The organism is Pedobacter boryungensis, from assembly GCF_013204825.1.
GTDB lineage: Bacteria > Bacteroidota > Bacteroidia > Sphingobacteriales > Sphingobacteriaceae > Pedobacter > Pedobacter boryungensis.
Genome location: NZ_JABMKV010000002.1, coordinates 249,927 through 266,011 on the forward strand (window position 1 = coordinate 249,927; position 16,085 = coordinate 266,011).

At 34.2% G+C, this 16,085-nt stretch carries 15 protein-coding genes; 11 read left to right on the forward strand and 4 right to left on the reverse strand.

The features are described from left to right. Positions 1-30: 30 nt before the first annotated feature. Positions 31-1,332: a UDP-N-acetylmuramoyl-tripeptide--D-alanyl-D-alanine ligase gene (locus HQN85_RS07535; RefSeq protein ID WP_173270865.1), complete on the reverse strand. Its 1,302-nt coding sequence runs from the start codon at positions 1,330-1,332 to the stop codon at positions 31-33. A 92-nt stretch (positions 1,333-1,424) separates the two neighbouring features. On the opposite strand from HQN85_RS07535, the gene HQN85_RS07540 reads away from it, so the two are divergent. Continuing rightward, positions 1,425-3,911 carry a M14 family metallopeptidase gene (locus HQN85_RS07540; protein ID WP_173270867.1) on the forward strand — a complete coding sequence of 829 codons (2,487 nt, stop codon included), beginning with the start codon at positions 1,425-1,427 and terminating at the stop codon, positions 3,909-3,911. 110 nt (positions 3,912-4,021) lie between these two features. Here the strand turns inward: HQN85_RS07540 and HQN85_RS07545 are convergent, their stop codons facing one another. After that, positions 4,022-4,429, reverse strand: coding sequence for a DoxX family protein (locus HQN85_RS07545; protein WP_173270868.1), 408 nt, complete (start codon positions 4,427-4,429; stop codon positions 4,022-4,024). 1 nt (position 4,430) lies between these two features. Then, entirely contained in the window at positions 4,431-5,330 is a 900-nt protein-coding gene (locus tag HQN85_RS07550; protein ID WP_173270870.1) for a S66 peptidase family protein, read from the reverse strand. 39 nt (positions 5,331-5,369) lie between these two features. On the opposite strand from HQN85_RS07550, the gene metG reads away from it, so the two are divergent. Beyond that, entirely contained in the window at positions 5,370-7,478 is a 2,109-nt protein-coding gene (metG, locus tag HQN85_RS07555; RefSeq protein ID WP_173270872.1) for a methionine--tRNA ligase, read from the forward strand. A 63-nt stretch (positions 7,479-7,541) separates the two neighbouring features. Here the strand turns inward: metG and HQN85_RS07560 are convergent, their stop codons facing one another. After that, positions 7,542-8,360, reverse strand: a complete 819-nt coding sequence (locus tag HQN85_RS07560) for a hypothetical protein (protein ID WP_173270874.1) — start codon at positions 8,358-8,360, stop codon at positions 7,542-7,544. A gap of 378 nt (positions 8,361-8,738) precedes the next feature. Here HQN85_RS07560 and HQN85_RS07565 point away from each other — a divergent pair, with 378 nt between their 5' ends. The 9 genes from HQN85_RS07565 to HQN85_RS07600 all read left to right on the forward strand — a co-directional run bounded on the left by HQN85_RS07565 (position 8,739) and on the right by HQN85_RS07600 (position 16,083). After that, entirely contained in the window at positions 8,739-8,963 is a 225-nt protein-coding gene (locus HQN85_RS07565) for a hypothetical protein (protein ID WP_173270876.1), read from the forward strand. Positions 8,964-9,286: 323 nt separating this feature from the next. After that, positions 9,287-10,744: a tetratricopeptide repeat-containing sensor histidine kinase gene (locus tag HQN85_RS07570; protein ID WP_246249684.1), complete on the forward strand. Its 1,458-nt coding sequence runs from the start codon at positions 9,287-9,289 to the stop codon at positions 10,742-10,744. 9 nt (positions 10,745-10,753) lie between these two features. After that, on the forward strand, positions 10,754-11,419 hold the full coding sequence (locus HQN85_RS07575) for a response regulator (protein WP_173270878.1): 666 nt from the start codon (positions 10,754-10,756) through the stop codon (positions 11,417-11,419). Between the two features lie 369 nt (positions 11,420-11,788). After that, a complete protein-coding gene (locus HQN85_RS07580; RefSeq protein ID WP_173270880.1) occupies positions 11,789-12,328 on the forward strand; it encodes a hypothetical protein in 540 nt (179 codons plus the stop codon). Positions 12,329-12,492: 164 nt separating this feature from the next. Next, on the forward strand, positions 12,493-12,699 hold the full coding sequence (locus HQN85_RS07585; RefSeq protein WP_173270882.1) for a hypothetical protein: 207 nt from the start codon (positions 12,493-12,495) through the stop codon (positions 12,697-12,699). 185 nt (positions 12,700-12,884) lie between these two features. Continuing rightward, a complete protein-coding gene (locus HQN85_RS07590; protein ID WP_173270883.1) occupies positions 12,885-14,021 on the forward strand; it encodes a DUF4236 domain-containing protein in 1,137 nt (378 codons plus the stop codon). 13 nt (positions 14,022-14,034) lie between these two features. Continuing rightward, the gene (locus HQN85_RS15920; RefSeq protein WP_379114969.1) at positions 14,035-14,406 is read left to right on the forward strand and encodes a DUF6804 family protein; all 372 of its coding nucleotides are present in this window, start codon (positions 14,035-14,037) and stop codon (positions 14,404-14,406) included. Positions 14,407-14,410: 4 nt separating this feature from the next. Then, a complete protein-coding gene (locus tag HQN85_RS07595) occupies positions 14,411-14,809 on the forward strand; it encodes an uL10 family ribosomal protein (protein ID WP_216847245.1) in 399 nt (132 codons plus the stop codon). 5 nt (positions 14,810-14,814) lie between these two features. Next, positions 14,815-16,083, forward strand: coding sequence for an ABC transporter permease (locus tag HQN85_RS07600; protein WP_173270885.1), 1,269 nt, complete (start codon positions 14,815-14,817; stop codon positions 16,081-16,083). Positions 16,084-16,085 lie beyond the last annotated feature (2 nt).

Here is a 16,085-nt window from a genome sequence, read left to right on the forward strand (position 1 = left end):
TGAACTAATGAACCATTTCAACCAATAGACTTAAAGCAAGTGCAATAATTGCTCAAGCGCCATACCACGACTACCTTTTAACAATACCAAATTATTTACAACAGAATTTTCTTGAAGATAAATTGCTGCTTCTGAAGGAGTGCTAAAGAAATGACCAGTATATCTTTCTTTATAGGTGTAGAAATCTTTACCAATAAAAATTAATGTTTCAATATGACTTTCGACAGCTAATTTCACAATTAGCTCATGTTGTGCTGCAGATTCTGTACCTAATTCAAACATGTCTCCAAGAATAGCAGTTTTATGAGGAGAACTAAGTGATTTCAAATTGTTTAACGCCGCACTCATACTGCTTGGATTAGCATTATAGAAATCGCATATTACGGTGTTTTTATCTGTCTTTGATATTTGCGAGCGGTTGTTATTCGGAAAATAATTCGCTAAACCCGTGTTAATTTGTTCAGCGCTTAATTCAAAGAAATTTCCAATGCAAATAGCAGCTAAAATATTCTCAAAATTATAAGTGCCAGTTAAATTTGCTTTTGCTTGATAGGTGGAATGATGAGTAGCCCATTCAAATTCAATTAAAGGGTCGCTGTGTTGTAGTTTGCCGCTTACGGAGTTTTCTTTTTCACTACCATAATAAACCACTTTATTTAGTCCCGCAACTTCACTCATCTCTAATAAATAAGGATTGTTACGATTAATAAATGCATAACCATGATGTGCTTTTAAGTAAGCATATAATTCAGCTTTACCTTTTTTTACACCTTCAAACCCGCCAAAACCATCTAAATGAGCCATGCCTACATTGGTAATTAACCCATGAGTAGGTTGTGCAATTTCACACAAAAATTCTATCTCTTTTTGATGATTTGCTCCCATTTCTATCACAGCAATTTCAACATTATCCTGTAATGCTAAAATTGACAAAGGAACGCCAATGTGATTATTTAAATTCCCTTTAGTAGCGAAAGTTTGAAATTTTTCAGCTAATACAGCTCTAATTAACTCCTTTGTAGTGGTCTTACCATTGCTTCCTGTTAAGCCAATAACTGGAATAGTTAATTGTTTTCTGTGGTGTTTTGCTAAATCTTGCAATGTAGTTAATACATCATCAACCAAAATACACTTGTCGTTTATAGCATATTTCTCATTATCTATAATCGCGAAAGCTGCACCCTGTTCTAAAGCTTTTTCGGCAAAAGTATTCGCGTCAAAATTATCGCCCTTCAGTGCAAAAAATAAGCAACCTTCGGTAATAGTTCTTGTATCCGTACAAATAGTACGGTGTTTTAGATAATGTTGATAAAGCTGTTCGAGTTTTGCCATTTCGCAAAGCGGATAAATATTCATCGTAAAATTACAAATGCAAAGATGAATACAAAATCCTTTTTAGTATTATTGATAAATATTCCTATTGTATGAAGAATTATCTGCTTTGCCTATTGTTTTTAAGTTTTAGCGCTACTGCGGTTTTCGCTCAAACACCATCACCTGACGAATTTCTTGGTTATCCCTTAGGCAGTCGTTTTACTCCCCATCAAAAAGTAGTTGATTACTTCAAAAAGGTAGCTTCAACAAATAAAAATATCCAGTTACAGACCTACGGAAAAACATACGAAGGACGAGAATTAATTCTTGCCATTGTTTCTGACAAGGACAACATGGATAAATTAGAACAGATTAGAACAACTAATTTAAGTTTAGCAAATGCTGATAAAAGCACTGCAAAAGTAACTAAACAACCAGCAATTTTATGGTTAAGCTATAATGTACATGGCAACGAAGCAAATTCTACAGAAACAGCCATGAAAGTTTTGTACACATTGGCTTCGGCAAAAGAAAGCAATACTGCAGCTTGGTTAAAAAACACAGTAGTAATTATAGATCCTTGTTTAAATCCAGATGGGAGAGAAAGATATGTGAGTAATTTTAATATGGTAAGTGGAGTTGTTCCAAATCCAGACCCTTCGGCTCGTGAACATAGCGAACCTTGGCCAGGTGGAAGACCAAACCACTATTATTATGATTTAAATCGCGATTGGGCTTGGCAAACACAAATAGAAACGCAACAAAGATTAATTGCTTATCATAAATGGATGCCTCAAGTACATGTTGATTTTCATGAGCAGAGCTACAACGAACCATATTATTTTGCACCTGCGGCAGAACCTGTACATCAAGATATTACACCTTGGCAAAGAGAATTTCAAATCACGGTAGGGAAAAATAACGCGAAATATTTTGACGAAAACGGCTGGCAATATTTTACCAAAGAACGTTTTGATTTATTATATCCATCTTATGGCGATACCTATCCTTTGTATAATGGCGCCATTGGCATGACTTACGAACAGGGAGGAATTAGAGCCGGACTAGCTGTAATTACTGCAGATGGAGACACGCTAACATTGAAAGATAGAATTGACCATCACTTTACAACTTCAATGGCAACATTAGAAACTGTTTCTACACATGCAGTAAAATTGGTAAGTGAGTTTAAAAAGTACTTCGAGCAAAGCGCAATAAATCCCCCTGGAATTTATAAAACCTATGTAGTTAAAGCGCAAAATATTTCCAGATTGCGTAAAATGGCCGAGTTACTGAGCCGAAATCATATTGCATTTGGCTTTGGTGCAGATCGTTCCCTAAATGGCTACAATTACGAAACACAAAAAGTAGAGCCTTTTAAAGTAGAACGAAATGATTTGATTGTTAATTTACAGCAGCCACGTTCGGTAATGGCAAATGTACTTTTTGAACCGCAAACTATGGTAAGCGATTCTAACACTTACGATATTACAGCTTGGGCCTTACCTTATGCCTATGGTTTAAAAGCTTATGCAGTTAAAGAGTCCTTAACAGGAAGTTTCAATTTTATTGAAGATAAAAAAGAAAATGTCCCTGCAATTAATAAACCGTATGCTTGGGTAATGCCATGGAATGCAGTAGCAGATGCACAAATTTTAATTGAATTACAAAAACAAAAAATAAAAGTTCGTTTGGCAGAGGAAGGATTTACCATTGGTGGAAAAGCTTATCCTGCGGGTTCTTTATTAATTTATCGTACGGAAAACGAACGAAATATAAAAGATTTTAACGCTGTACTGATGGGAATAGCTAAGCGCAGTAACGTTTCTTTTTATCCTATTTCGAGTGGTTACGTAGAAAAGGGAAAAGACTTTGGCTCCTCAGTATATAGACTTTTAACCGCACCAAAAATAGCAGTAGTTACTGGACAAGAGGTTTCTTCGCAAAGCGTAGGAGAAGTTTGGCATTTCTTTGAACAAGAATTGAATTATCCCGTAAGTTTAATAAGTGTACAAAGCGCAGCGTATTTAGACATTAACAAAATTAATGTATTGATTTTATCAGACGGGAATTATTCAGACAAACTTGCAGAACAATTAAGCGGATGGATTAATGCTGGTGGTAATCTTGTTTTAATGGAAGATGCAATTTTATCAATGGTTGGCAAAAAACCGTTCGATATCAAACGTAAAGAATATCCTAAAAAGGATGATAAGGAAAGCAACGAACGTAAATACGCTGAAAAAGATAAGGACGATTTGCAGAACGCTATTCCTGGCGCAATATATAAAGTGAGTTTAGATCAAAGTCATCCACTTGCCGCAGGCTTAGGCACGTACTATTACACCTTAAAAACAGACGAAAGAATTTACGAACCATTAGAAAATGGATGGAATGTTGGTACGCTAAAAACAAATAGTTACATGGCTGGTATTGCAGGAGAGAAAGTAAAGAAAAAATTAACTACAGGATTATTATATGGCGTACAACAATCTGGCAAAGGAAATATAGTCTATTTAGCTACAGATGTTTTGTTCCGCTCTTTCTGGGAAAATGGCAAGCAATTATTTACCAATGCAGTTTTCTTGGTGAATTAATCTAAAGTCCAATTTTATTTACATTCCAAATTCAATTAGGGATCTTCATGATAGTTAGCATTAAGCATTAGGATTCCCGTTTTCACAGTAATGACGATTTGTTTTAGAACTTACTTCTTGTCAATGCTATATTTTCCTGGTCCAACAAATAGTAAACCGAAAAATACGATACCTAATTCTATGGCGTGAGAGGCGCTATTAATACCATCACCTTTACTAAAATGAACTAAAGCTGCAATAAGCATTGTAAAAACCAATAGCATATTTACAGGGCGAAAGAATAACCCGAGTATTAATAAAAAGCCACCAAAAGTTTCGGTCGCTGCGGCCATAAATCCCCATAAAACTGGTAAAAAATCAATACCAATTAATTTCATGCTGCCGCCGAGTCCTTTCCATGTTTCTACACCGCCCATGATTTTTGGAAAACCATGAATCATGAACATCACGCCTAAGCCAAGTCTAATTAATAATAATCCAGTATTGCGGTATTTACCTAGGTTATCTAAAATTGCCATTTTATAAAAAGTTTAATTTAACGTTATTTTCATCTACTACTAAAGATACATTTTTACCAATCACCATTGCCCGATTATCGTCAATATGCCCAGAAGGGAAATTAAAACACACAGGATAATCATATTCCTTAACTAATTCCCAAATCACTTCTTCTGGTGTTTGTCCGAATGGGATTTTCTCTTCCTCGATTTCATTAAAAGCACCGACTATTAAAGCTTTTAACTTTGCAAGTTTGCCTTTCCTTTTCAGCAAACGCATCATTCTATCTATCGAATATTCATGCTCGCCAACATCTTCTAAAAATAAAACCTTATCATCATAATCTATTTCAGAAACCGAACCTTCTACAGCAATTAACAAGCTTAAATTTCCACCAATTAATATTCCTTCGGTATTGCCTACTCTATTTGGAAATTCACTCGAATAAGTATAAGATACTGGTTCGCCAAAAAGAGATTTTCTCAAGCTTTCTAAGGCTTCAGGAGTACTTTCATCAAACGTATAAGGCATTTGTGCATGAATGCTCTGGGTATTTAATTCCGCTAATGAGTGAGAAAGCAAAATGGTAATATCACTAAAGCCAATTAGCCATTTCGGATGCTCGTTAAAGGCAGTAAAGTCAAGTTTATCAATTATTCGAATGGTACCATAACCACCGCGTCCAGCAATAATTGCTTTAATGCTTTTATCATCTAAAAACTGTTGTAAATCGGCGGCTCTTTCTTCATCTGTTCCAGAAAACTGATGGTAAGAACCAGTTACTGTTTTTCCAATCACTACCTCTAATCCCCATTGTTTTAAAATGGCAATTCCGTTAGCAATACTACTAGGCAATTTCTTAGCAGGACAAACAATTGCAATTTTGTCTCCTTTTTTTAAATATGGTGGCTGTTTAATCATAGGTAAAACACTTATCTTTGCCAAAATAAATAAATAGTTTTGGATAATAGTAAAATTAAAAGATATACTGTAACGGCAGCTTTGCCTTACACCAATGGTCCGGTGCATATTGGTCACTTAGCAGGTGTTTATTTGCCGGCTGATACCTATGTGCGTTATTTACGTTCCAACAAAAGAGATGTAAAGTTTATTTGTGGCTCTGATGAAAATGGTGTTCCAATAACATTAAAAGCTAAAAAAGAAGGTGTTACGCCGCAAGAGATCGTAGATAAGTACCATAAAATTATTGGCGATTCTTTTAAAGAATTTGGCGTTTCTTTTGATATTTACCACCGTACTTCATCGTTAACTCATCATCAAACTGCAGCAGATTTCTTTAAAAAGCTATACAATGATGGTGTTTTTACAGAAGAAATTACCGAGCAATATTATGATGAGAAAGCACAAACTTTTTTAGCTGATAGATACATTACAGGAACCTGTCCTAAATGTGGAAATGAAAATGCTTACGGTGATCAATGCGAAAACTGTGGTAGTACATTAAATGCGACAGACTTAATCAATCCAAAATCTACTTTATCTGGTGAGCCACCTGTGCGTAAAGAAACTAAGAATTGGTTTTTACCATTAGATAAATACGAAGATAAGTTAAGAACCTATATCGAAAGTCATAAAGAATGGAGACCAAATGTATATGGCCAATGTCAGAGTTGGTTAAATGCAGGTTTGCAACCAAGGGCAATGACAAGAGATTTAGATTGGGGAATACAAGTTCCGGTAAAAGGTGCTGATGGTAAAGTTTTGTATGTATGGTTTGATGCCCCAATTGGCTACATTTCTGCAACAAAAGAATTATGTAACTACGCAAAGCTTGATGTTTGGAATCCTAAAGCTGAGGAATATTATATCCGCCAGATAGAAACTGATAAATGTGATTGGGCATCTTATTGGAAAGATGAAGAAACCAAGTTGGTTCATTTTATCGGAAAAGATAATATCGTTTTCCACTGTATTATTTTTCCAGCAATGCTAATGGCGCATGGCGATTATATTTTAGCCGACAATGTTCCAGCAAATGAATTCTTGAACTTAGAAGGTCAGAAAATATCTACCTCAAAAAATTGGGCGGTTTGGCTGAATGAATATTTAGTAGAATTTCCAGATAAACAGGATATTTTACGTTATGTATTAACGGCTACAGCTCCAGAAACTAAGGATAACGATTTTACATGGAAAGATTTCCAAGCTCGTAATAATAATGAGTTAGTAGCTATTTTAGGCAACTTCATTAACCGCGTTACGGTACTTACACATAAGTATTTTAACGGTAAGGTGCCAATGTTAATGGAAGTGACGGAGCAAGATCAGGCAGTAATTGATGAGTTAGCTACATATCCTGCAAAAATTAGCGCATCTATAGAAAACTACCGATTTAGAGAAGCTTTAGGTGAAGTAATGAATGTAGCTCGTTTAGGTAATAAATATTTGGCGGATACAGAACCTTGGAAAGTAATCAAAACCGATGAGGATAGGGTAAGAACGATATTAAATATCAGCTTGCAAATTACGGCAAATATTGAAATCTTAATTGAACCTTTCTTACCATTTACTGCAGATAAATTGATGAAAATGCTAAACTATGGTGGTTATCAGTGGGAGGATGCGGGTAAAATGAACTTGTTAACACGTGGACATCAATTGAATGAGCCGGAGTTGTTATTTAGTAAAATTGAAGACGAAGAAGTGCAGGCGCAGATAGATAAGTTAAATAATAGTAAATCTGCAAATGCACAAGCAAATGCAACTTTAGTTCCTGCAAAGGAAAATATTCAATTTGATCAGTTTGGCGCAATGGATATTCGCATAGCAACGATTACCGCTGCTGAAAAAGTAGAGAAAACTAAGAAATTATTAAAACTAACTGTAAACACAGGCTTAGATGAACGTACAGTAGTTTCTGGCATTGCAGAATATTATAAGCCCGAAGATATTATTGGGCAACAGGTAAGTCTTTTAGTGAACTTAGCACCTAGAGAAATTAAAGGAATTGTATCTCAAGGTATGATTTTAATGGCTGAAGACTCTGAAGGTAAACTTACTTTTGTAGCACCAACTGGGAAATTTGAAAATGGAAGTGTGGTGAGGTAATTATTCTAATTGGATTTAAAACAAAGCCTATCGATAATTATCGATAGGCTTTTTCATTATGTTTCAATTTTGTTTCGTTTTAGCCAGTTTCTTAGAAAGTACATACTTCTCAATAATGAAATTACTAACTGGTCTCAATCTCTTTCTGGCATCTAATGGGTATACTCCGCTATCGGTATAAAACTCCGCACTATCTAATGTTATTTTGATATACCATGCTTTTCCTACATCTTTTAAAGTAAGCGTATCCGGCTTGGTTATTCTCTGTAGATGTGCTAGCTTATCTTTATTTAGTGCAATGATAGGCGTGTCTCCAATAATTATATCACAGCCAGTAGCTTCATAGTTATTCCCAGTCCAGTACATGCATTGTTTTCCAAAAGTAATGGGATAAATAAATATTATTCCACTAGTGAGGGTAATAATTGCAAAAACAGCAAAAGCAACTTGAACTTTCTTACCTGAACGTAGTTTTTCAAATTGTTTTTTTATGAAGTTCAAAAGGATCGAGCTTGGAGGATTTGCTTCGGTTTTAGGTCTCCAAGCTGAGGATGGCCTTTCTGGAAAATCAATTAACCAAGCTAAAAGGTCTACAGTTCTTACATGAGGATCATCTGTTTCTCCTTTTAAAAAGTTATCTAATGGCCTGAATCTGCCGTCATCATAATCAATAATACTTTGGCTATAATCTTCAACCTCTCGACGAATCCCTAGGAATACTTTTAAGATTTCCCTATCCCTATCTGCCAAAGGTCCGGATCTGTAAATACGAAGACATTCCTCTTTCAATTTAGCTCGCGTTGGATTAGTAAGTTCATCTGACAACACGCCCTCCTTTGCTTTCTTTCTATAGGCCAATAATACCTCTTGCTTATATACCATTGATATGCTTCAAATTACACACAAAAATAAAACGTAATCTACGGAATTATTACGGATTCCCGGAATGATCTAGGAACCGTCGGAATTCCCTTGGAACAAATCGAATTCCATAGAAATTAGCGATTTAAGCATATAGTTTTGCTTTAGAAATCAGAACAGACGTTTGCTCAAATCATAGTAAATGTACGAAACAGATTTCAACAAGAGTGAATGTTGCGGTAGTAAGTAACCGGTTTGGGAAGCAGTTATCTGCGCCCGCGATTGACACTCAAAACACTTCCCAAAAATTTCAGAAGGCCTTCTGATTTACAACCGTAGTAAACCCCGCGAATGGTCGTGGGGAGCTACATAGTTTATCATTCTTAAATTTTTGTAAAAATGTTTATTCCTTTATTTATTGCCTTACTTTTAGGCTTAGTAAACCCTTCAAATGTAAGTAATACCTCAAATTGCCATGGTGGCGGAACCGTAGTTGTTAATGCTGAAGGTGATCCCGGAGACACAGGTGATCCCGGAGATACTGGTGATCCAGGGGATGGAACTGGCGAGGATGGTCCTGGCACTGGTGGTGGCACTGGAAACATTCCTCCTCCAAAACCATAATAACAACAATAAAAAAGGGGCAATTATTGCCCCCTTTTTATTAACTAAAAGATAATTTGTTCTCTAAGAGATATTATTAATTAACTTAGAGAAAACTAAGAATTTTGAAACACCTCTCATTTTTATTGTTTTCCTTTCTAATTTTAAATGCTTGTTCGAATAAATCTAACAATAAGCAGGACCCACAAAATCTATATTATCAAAAAGCAATAAAATACAGAGATTTAGGGAGGATTGATAGCTCTTATGTTTATTTTAATAGAGCTAAAGACCAATACTTATTACAAAAGGATAGCCTTGGTGTTGGTAAATGCTTAGTTAACATGGGGTATATTGCAAAAAATGAAGGGGATTATTTTGCCGCACAAGAAATCTCGTTAAGTGCGATTTCATACCTTGATGAAACAAAAAAAGATCAAGCAGCGTTAATTTCTTCCAATTATAACACACTTGGGCTTGCTTTTTATCAACTTAAGGAGTACAATGACGCACTTAGATTTTATAATTATGCATTGAAATTTATAAATGTCCCATTATATAAATTTATCTGTTTAAATAATATTGCAAAAGTACACGAGGAGGTTCATAATTATAATGAAGCAATTAAAAATTACCATTTAGTATTAAAAGGCACCGTCAATGATTCTATAGAGTATTCTAGAGCGTTAGCCAATCTCTCTTTTGCAAATTGGCTTCGAGATTCAAATTATAATGCATTACCAGGATTATTAAAATCATTAGCAATAAGAAAACAACAAAAAGACACACTTGGTTTAAACCATAGTTTTGCTCAATTAGCAGATTACTATACAAAAACAAACCCTAATACTGCATTAAATTATGCGAACAACATGTATAATGTTGCTGAAAAACTTAACCGTCCAGACGACAGGTTAGAGGCACTGGAAAAACTAGTAAGGCTTAGTTCAGGTGTAAAAACTAAACAATATTTTGAGAGATATCGCACTCTAGAAGATAGCATCCAAATAGATCGAAATAAATCTAAAAATCAATTTGCTCTTATTCGTTACGAAACTGAAAAGCAGAAATCGGATAACCTTATACTTCAGAAAGATAATACAGAAAAAAAATATCAACTCATAAAACAGAAAACCATCTTAATCCTAGGATTGATTTTTGCTTTTTTTACTATAATAACAAGTATTATTCTTTATAACAGAAGAAAACAACGAATTGAGTTAGAAACCCAAAATACCATTCGTGAAAACCAACTTAAGACCTCGAAAAAGGTTCATGATGTAGTAGCAAATGGGCTCTATAGAATAATGACTAAGCTGGATAATGAACAGCCTTTTAAAGATAATCCCATTGTTGATGAAATAGAAGAACTGTACGAAAAATCTCGAGATATTTCTTACGAAGAAAAGTTTACTGAACAGAATTTTCATGAAAAACTTTCACGCTTATTAATCTCTTTTGCCACACCAAACACCAAAATTTTAATCGTAGGTAATGAAGGTAGCCTATGGAATAAAGTAAGTGCACCTATAAAGTACGAATTAGAGCATATTTTGCAAGAGTTAATGGTGAATATGAAAAAACATAGTAGCGCAAATGATGTGCTAATTAGGTTTGAGCAAGAGGGAAATCAAATGAATATTTCTTATAGCGATAATGGAGTTGGTATGCCAGCAGATTTACACTTTAACAATGGCCTTACCAATACGGGAAACCGTATAAATAGCATTAATGGTGTAATTACTTTTGAATCAAACAATGGAAAAGGACTAAAAATCAAAATTACTTTTCCACTCACTTAAATTAAAAAGATGTTTGAAAGAGTACTAATTGCTGAAGACCAAGAAAGTGCAAATATATCGGTACAACAAACACTGTCTGATTTGGGCAATGTATGTAAAGACTATGTGTTTTATTGTGACGATGCTTTAATGAGAATAAAGAAAGGACTTCAAGCTAACCAACCTTACGATTTACTGATTACAGACATTTACTTTGAGGAAGATCATCGCCCTCAAAAAATTGTTGATGGGATTGAATTGATAAGAGCCGCTAAACTGGCTCAACCCAATCTGAAAGTTTTAGTTTTTTCGGGCGAAAGCAAAGCTGCAATTATAGAAACGCTTGTTAAAGAGCTCGGAATTAATGGGTATGTACGTAAAGCACGCCATGATGCTAAAGAATTAAAGTTAGCTTTAGAAGCCATTTCAAAGAACAAGAATTATCTTTCAGCACACCTAAAACAAAGCGTAAAGCAAAAAAACACATACGAGTTTACCAACTTTGATATCACTATTATTACGCTACTTTCTAAAGGCAAACTGCAAAAAGAGATTCCTGCGTATTTACTACAACATAACATAAAGCCATCTGGGTTAAGCAGCGTAGAAAAGCGTCTTAATCTAATGAAAGAAGGATTAGAGTTCTCTAAAAATGAGCAGTTGGTGGCCTATTGTAAAGACATGGGTATTATTTAATCGCTAAGCAATAAATTTTCCATTTTTTAATGTAATACGGATTCCCATAAGGATATGTTTTGTTGTACAAGTACTTTTGATAACTCACATTATCATCCCTTTACTAATGGAATACCAAATAAGAAAACTTTCAGTAATGCTAGTTCACAAAACAGTCCACATTGTGGTTAGCAAAATATATCATCAGGTATCGTTCGAGTTGCCACTCAGTTCTCGTGAACTAAATCTTTTTAGCACTAAGCCAACTTATTTTTTTTAACGAATACCATATGTTGGCATCCAAAAAGGACATTCTTATTGCTTTGGTAATCGTGATAATAGTCGCTTTCATAGTCGTATTACTTGCAACTCACTCTTAACACTTATTTGATGAAAAAAATATTTCTATTGTTTTTCTTTTTACCATCAATCCTTAAAGCTCAGAGCAATACATTGCTAGGCAGCTTAGAGACTGGAACATCCGCAGGGTTAACTGGGGAAATTGCCGCAAGCATTGGTTTTAGCACTTATGAGAATAGTACAATCTCAGTTGGTTATTTGTACAAAAGATTGCTGAACAATAAAGTGATGCATAATATAAATTATAACGGCTTTAGATTTCATGCGCAAGTTCAACTGTTTGATTTCGGAGGGGCATATTTACAGTATGATTTTGTAAAAGGAACAAGGTATATGTATTACGAACCTCGGAGCCTTACAGTACCAGAATTAACAACAAAATTTTATGGAGAGCCTGTGTTTGGTTTCTTTTATAATGGGGGATACGAAAAAGCATTGGGTCTTTATGCTGGTGTTACGCCATTTACTTATCAGCCAAGACAATGGGAATTATATCAACAAACACCCCATAAGAGTGTAAATTTCGTCTTTAAAATTAAGTATACGTTAAAAACTAAAATTCAGTTTTAAATACGTTGCTTCATTAATTATATATTTCCTTTTATAGGTTTAAGAAGACGCTTGGAAAAATAACATCTCCAATTTTATGTTTAATTAATACTTTCTGTCTTTACTGTTTTCCGTAATGTAGTTTCTTCTCCTCTATATATTTTTATTCAATAAAATAAATAATTATGGAAAAATATTATGTAAACAAAAAAGCCCAAAGTAATGGCGATCACGAAGTCCATGTTAAAAGTTGTACATGGTTTCCAAGTAGTGAAAATGCAATGCTTTTAGGAGAGTTTTCTTCTTGTGCAGATGCTGTAAAGGAAGCGAAAAAAACGTATTCTAAAGCTAATGGATGTTGGACATGTTGCCGTCCTTGCCATACTACTTAAACATTTACATTTATCAAACGTATTGCCTAGCTTCCTAACGGAGCAGGCAATTTTTGTTAGACCTATTTACTTCGAGCTTATTAACATTTAAGAAATATTTATCACTTACGGTTTCCCGTAAGAAAAGGTTTTTTCCTCATATTACATTTGATATAGTTAATCCCTAACCTCATATAATCAAAGTAATGGCCTGGAGTTTTCGTAAGCGGATAAAAATTATCCCCGGAGTTAATTTAAACTTAAGTAAAAGTGGAATAAGCACCTCTATAGGAGTAAAGGGTGCAAGTATAACCTTTGGTAAATCCGGAACTTTTTTAAATACAAGTGTTCCAATGTTAGGAATTTACAACAGGAAAAGACTCTCAAAATCAGATTTACATAAAGAGCCATACCGATATAATTTACCGAATGCCTTGCCTTCAATAGAAACGACGGCAGGTAATATCTTTAGTGCGGATATTCAAGAAATTACAAGTCAGAACATGCATGGTGTAAAAGAAGCCATACTAATGGCACATGAACAACGTAATGAACTGAATAATGACCTGCTAAGAATTAGAACAACTATTGGTAATTTTAAATTCAAATTGATAGCAAGTTATGTGTTGTTGTATGGGTTGATTAAGAGGAGTATTGCTGAAAACATAAAAACTGACATCAAAGCTCAGCAGGAAGCGATTTCACAAATACAAGCACAAATAGAAAATTGTTATGTAGAGTTAGATACCAATTTTGAGCCAGAAATAAGCGAAAAGTATAACCAAGTTGTATATACATTTAAACAACTAATAACTTCACATAAGATTTGGGATGTAACAAGCGCCCACTTTCAAGATAGGATTGTTACCCGGTCCTCTGCCAGTAAAGTCGTGAGTAAACGAGAGGTAAGATTTGCTTTTAAATCCCTCCCAGACATTCGTTCGAATTTCGAAACGCTTTGCTTCCAAAATGCGAATGGGGCTGACTTGTATTTCTACCCAAGCTTTATTGTGATGTACTCTTCTAAAACAAGTTTTGCGCTAATTGGAATTGATGAGCTAGACTTTCATCAAAGCTATGTAAGATTTACTGAAGATGGAACTGTACCAAGAGATTCGAAAGTTATCGATAAAACCTGGTATAAGGTTAACAAAAATGGCACACCAGATAAGCGCTTTAAAGGAAATTATCAGATCCCAATTGTGAAATATGGAGAGATAAGCTTACAAACAGTCACAGGGCTTCACGAAGAATATGAGTTTAGTAATTATGAGTTTACAGCACAATTCGGAGAAGCTTTTAAAAACTATCAGAATATTATTAAGTCCCTAAAACAGCTATAGCAAAACACCACATATGAAAGCGCTCTTTATTTTTTGCTCAATCTGTTGTTTTGTTGCCGTTTTGAGATTGCCTATAAGCTATTATACTTTCCTCCGAATAGTAGTTTCTTGTGGATCTATTGTATTGGTCTACAGTATGGTGAGGCATGAGAACTATGCTTTGCTAATATTATTTGCAGTTATTCTTCTTCTTTTCAATCCGATATTCCCCATTTATTTACACAGAAAGAGTGTATGGATGCCTCTTGATGTTATTGTAGGTATACTGTTTTTATTTATTGCTTTTTTGAAAAAGGAAAAGCGAATAGAAAAAGAAATAGAGGTTGTGCCTAGAAGGAAAGCGTATACTAGAGATTATATTATTTTACCTAAAAAAGAAAACTAATTATATGGAAACCATGATTAATACGGAACTACAAAGTCATTTTTTAAGACTATATCAAATTGCATGTGCTGATAATGATTTTGATGTTCTTGAAATGAAACAGCTTTACAAATTTGCCGAGCTACGGGGAATAGGAACTGAGCATTTAAATAATCTTCTAACGAATCCCGTTCATCAATTAGAGATTCCTACATCCATTGAGAAAAAAATAGAATATCTGTATGATCTTGCAATAATGATATGGGCAGATCAAAAGGTTACAGAAGATGAACTTAATTTACTTAAAAAATATTGTCAAACTTTTGAATTCTTACCTGAGAATATTGACAGTATATGCAATTATCTAATTGATTGCGCTAAACAAGAAAAAGAATTTCAAGAAATATTGAACGCCCTAAAATAAACAGAATGGAAATCAGAAAATTATTTACAACCAAAACAGATGCCGCAGCCAAAGAACAAAATTCTACAAATGATGAGCATGAGGAAAATAATATAAGAGTTACATATTATCAAAGTGGTTATGGTGCAGCTCTTAAAGCGATGGGTGCTCCCTTGAATTTTAGGGCTTGTTTACAGAATGTATATATGAGTTTTGAGCAGCAATGTAGAGAACAAGAATTTCAACAGGTTAAATTAAAACAACCTTACATTGATGAGAAAAACAAAAAATATAGTGAATTAAAAAACACTGAGGCAGCTATTTCTATATTCGAGGAAAAAAAACAGACTGTTTCTGAAAAGATTAATCTTGCGAAAAATGAGATTGAGGATGTAAATCACAATCCAGAAAAATATGGCGTTCCCTCTACTAAACGCCCTAAAGCACAATTTTATATCGGATTGTTGCTTTTAGTTCCAATTACATTGTACTTGTTTGTTTTTTACATCTCTGCGACTTACTCCGCCTTCTTTAAAGATTTTTCTAACGATAGCCTTACTGCTGCTATATTTGATGCTCAGGCATTTAATAATGCTTTAAATGCAGGTTGGTTAGAGGCAATCTTGATTTTTACCATCCCATCCGTTTTTTTAGGTTTAGGTTATATAATCCATATGGTGCAAAAAAGCAAAGGGATTAAGAACATTTTTAGAATGATCGCTTTATTCATTGTGACTTTTTTATTTGATGGTCTCTTAGCCTACCAGATTGAAAAGAAGATATATGAATTTAATAAGACCCCGGAATCATTACCTTATAATCTTAAAATAGCTTTAGGTGAATCTGAATTCTGGATGATTATTTTCGCTGGATTTGTTGTGTACATCATTTGGGGTTTAGTATTTGATATTACTATGAAAGAGCATGAAAATCTTGATAAGATCAAGGGCTATATTTCTTCCAAAATGGAAGAAATAAAATTGCTAGAATTATCTAAAAATGAAATCACGGAAGAAATTAATAACCAGAAGAAAAAGATAGTTGAAATTAGTGGAAGAATTACAGAATTACAAGGAGTGATTGATGGATTTGTTCTAAACCTTAAACAATATCTTTTATATCATCATCAATATAAAGAAGGGTGGTTTCAGTCTGTTAGGTCTGAAATTGCGTTGCCTTTGGCTAAGCAGAATGAAATATTGGAAGAGTGTGAAACTGTCGCGAATAATCATCTTCAAAGTTTAAACTTAATTAATCCTGATTTTCAAAATGTTGTTTACTCTAAAATCTCTTGACC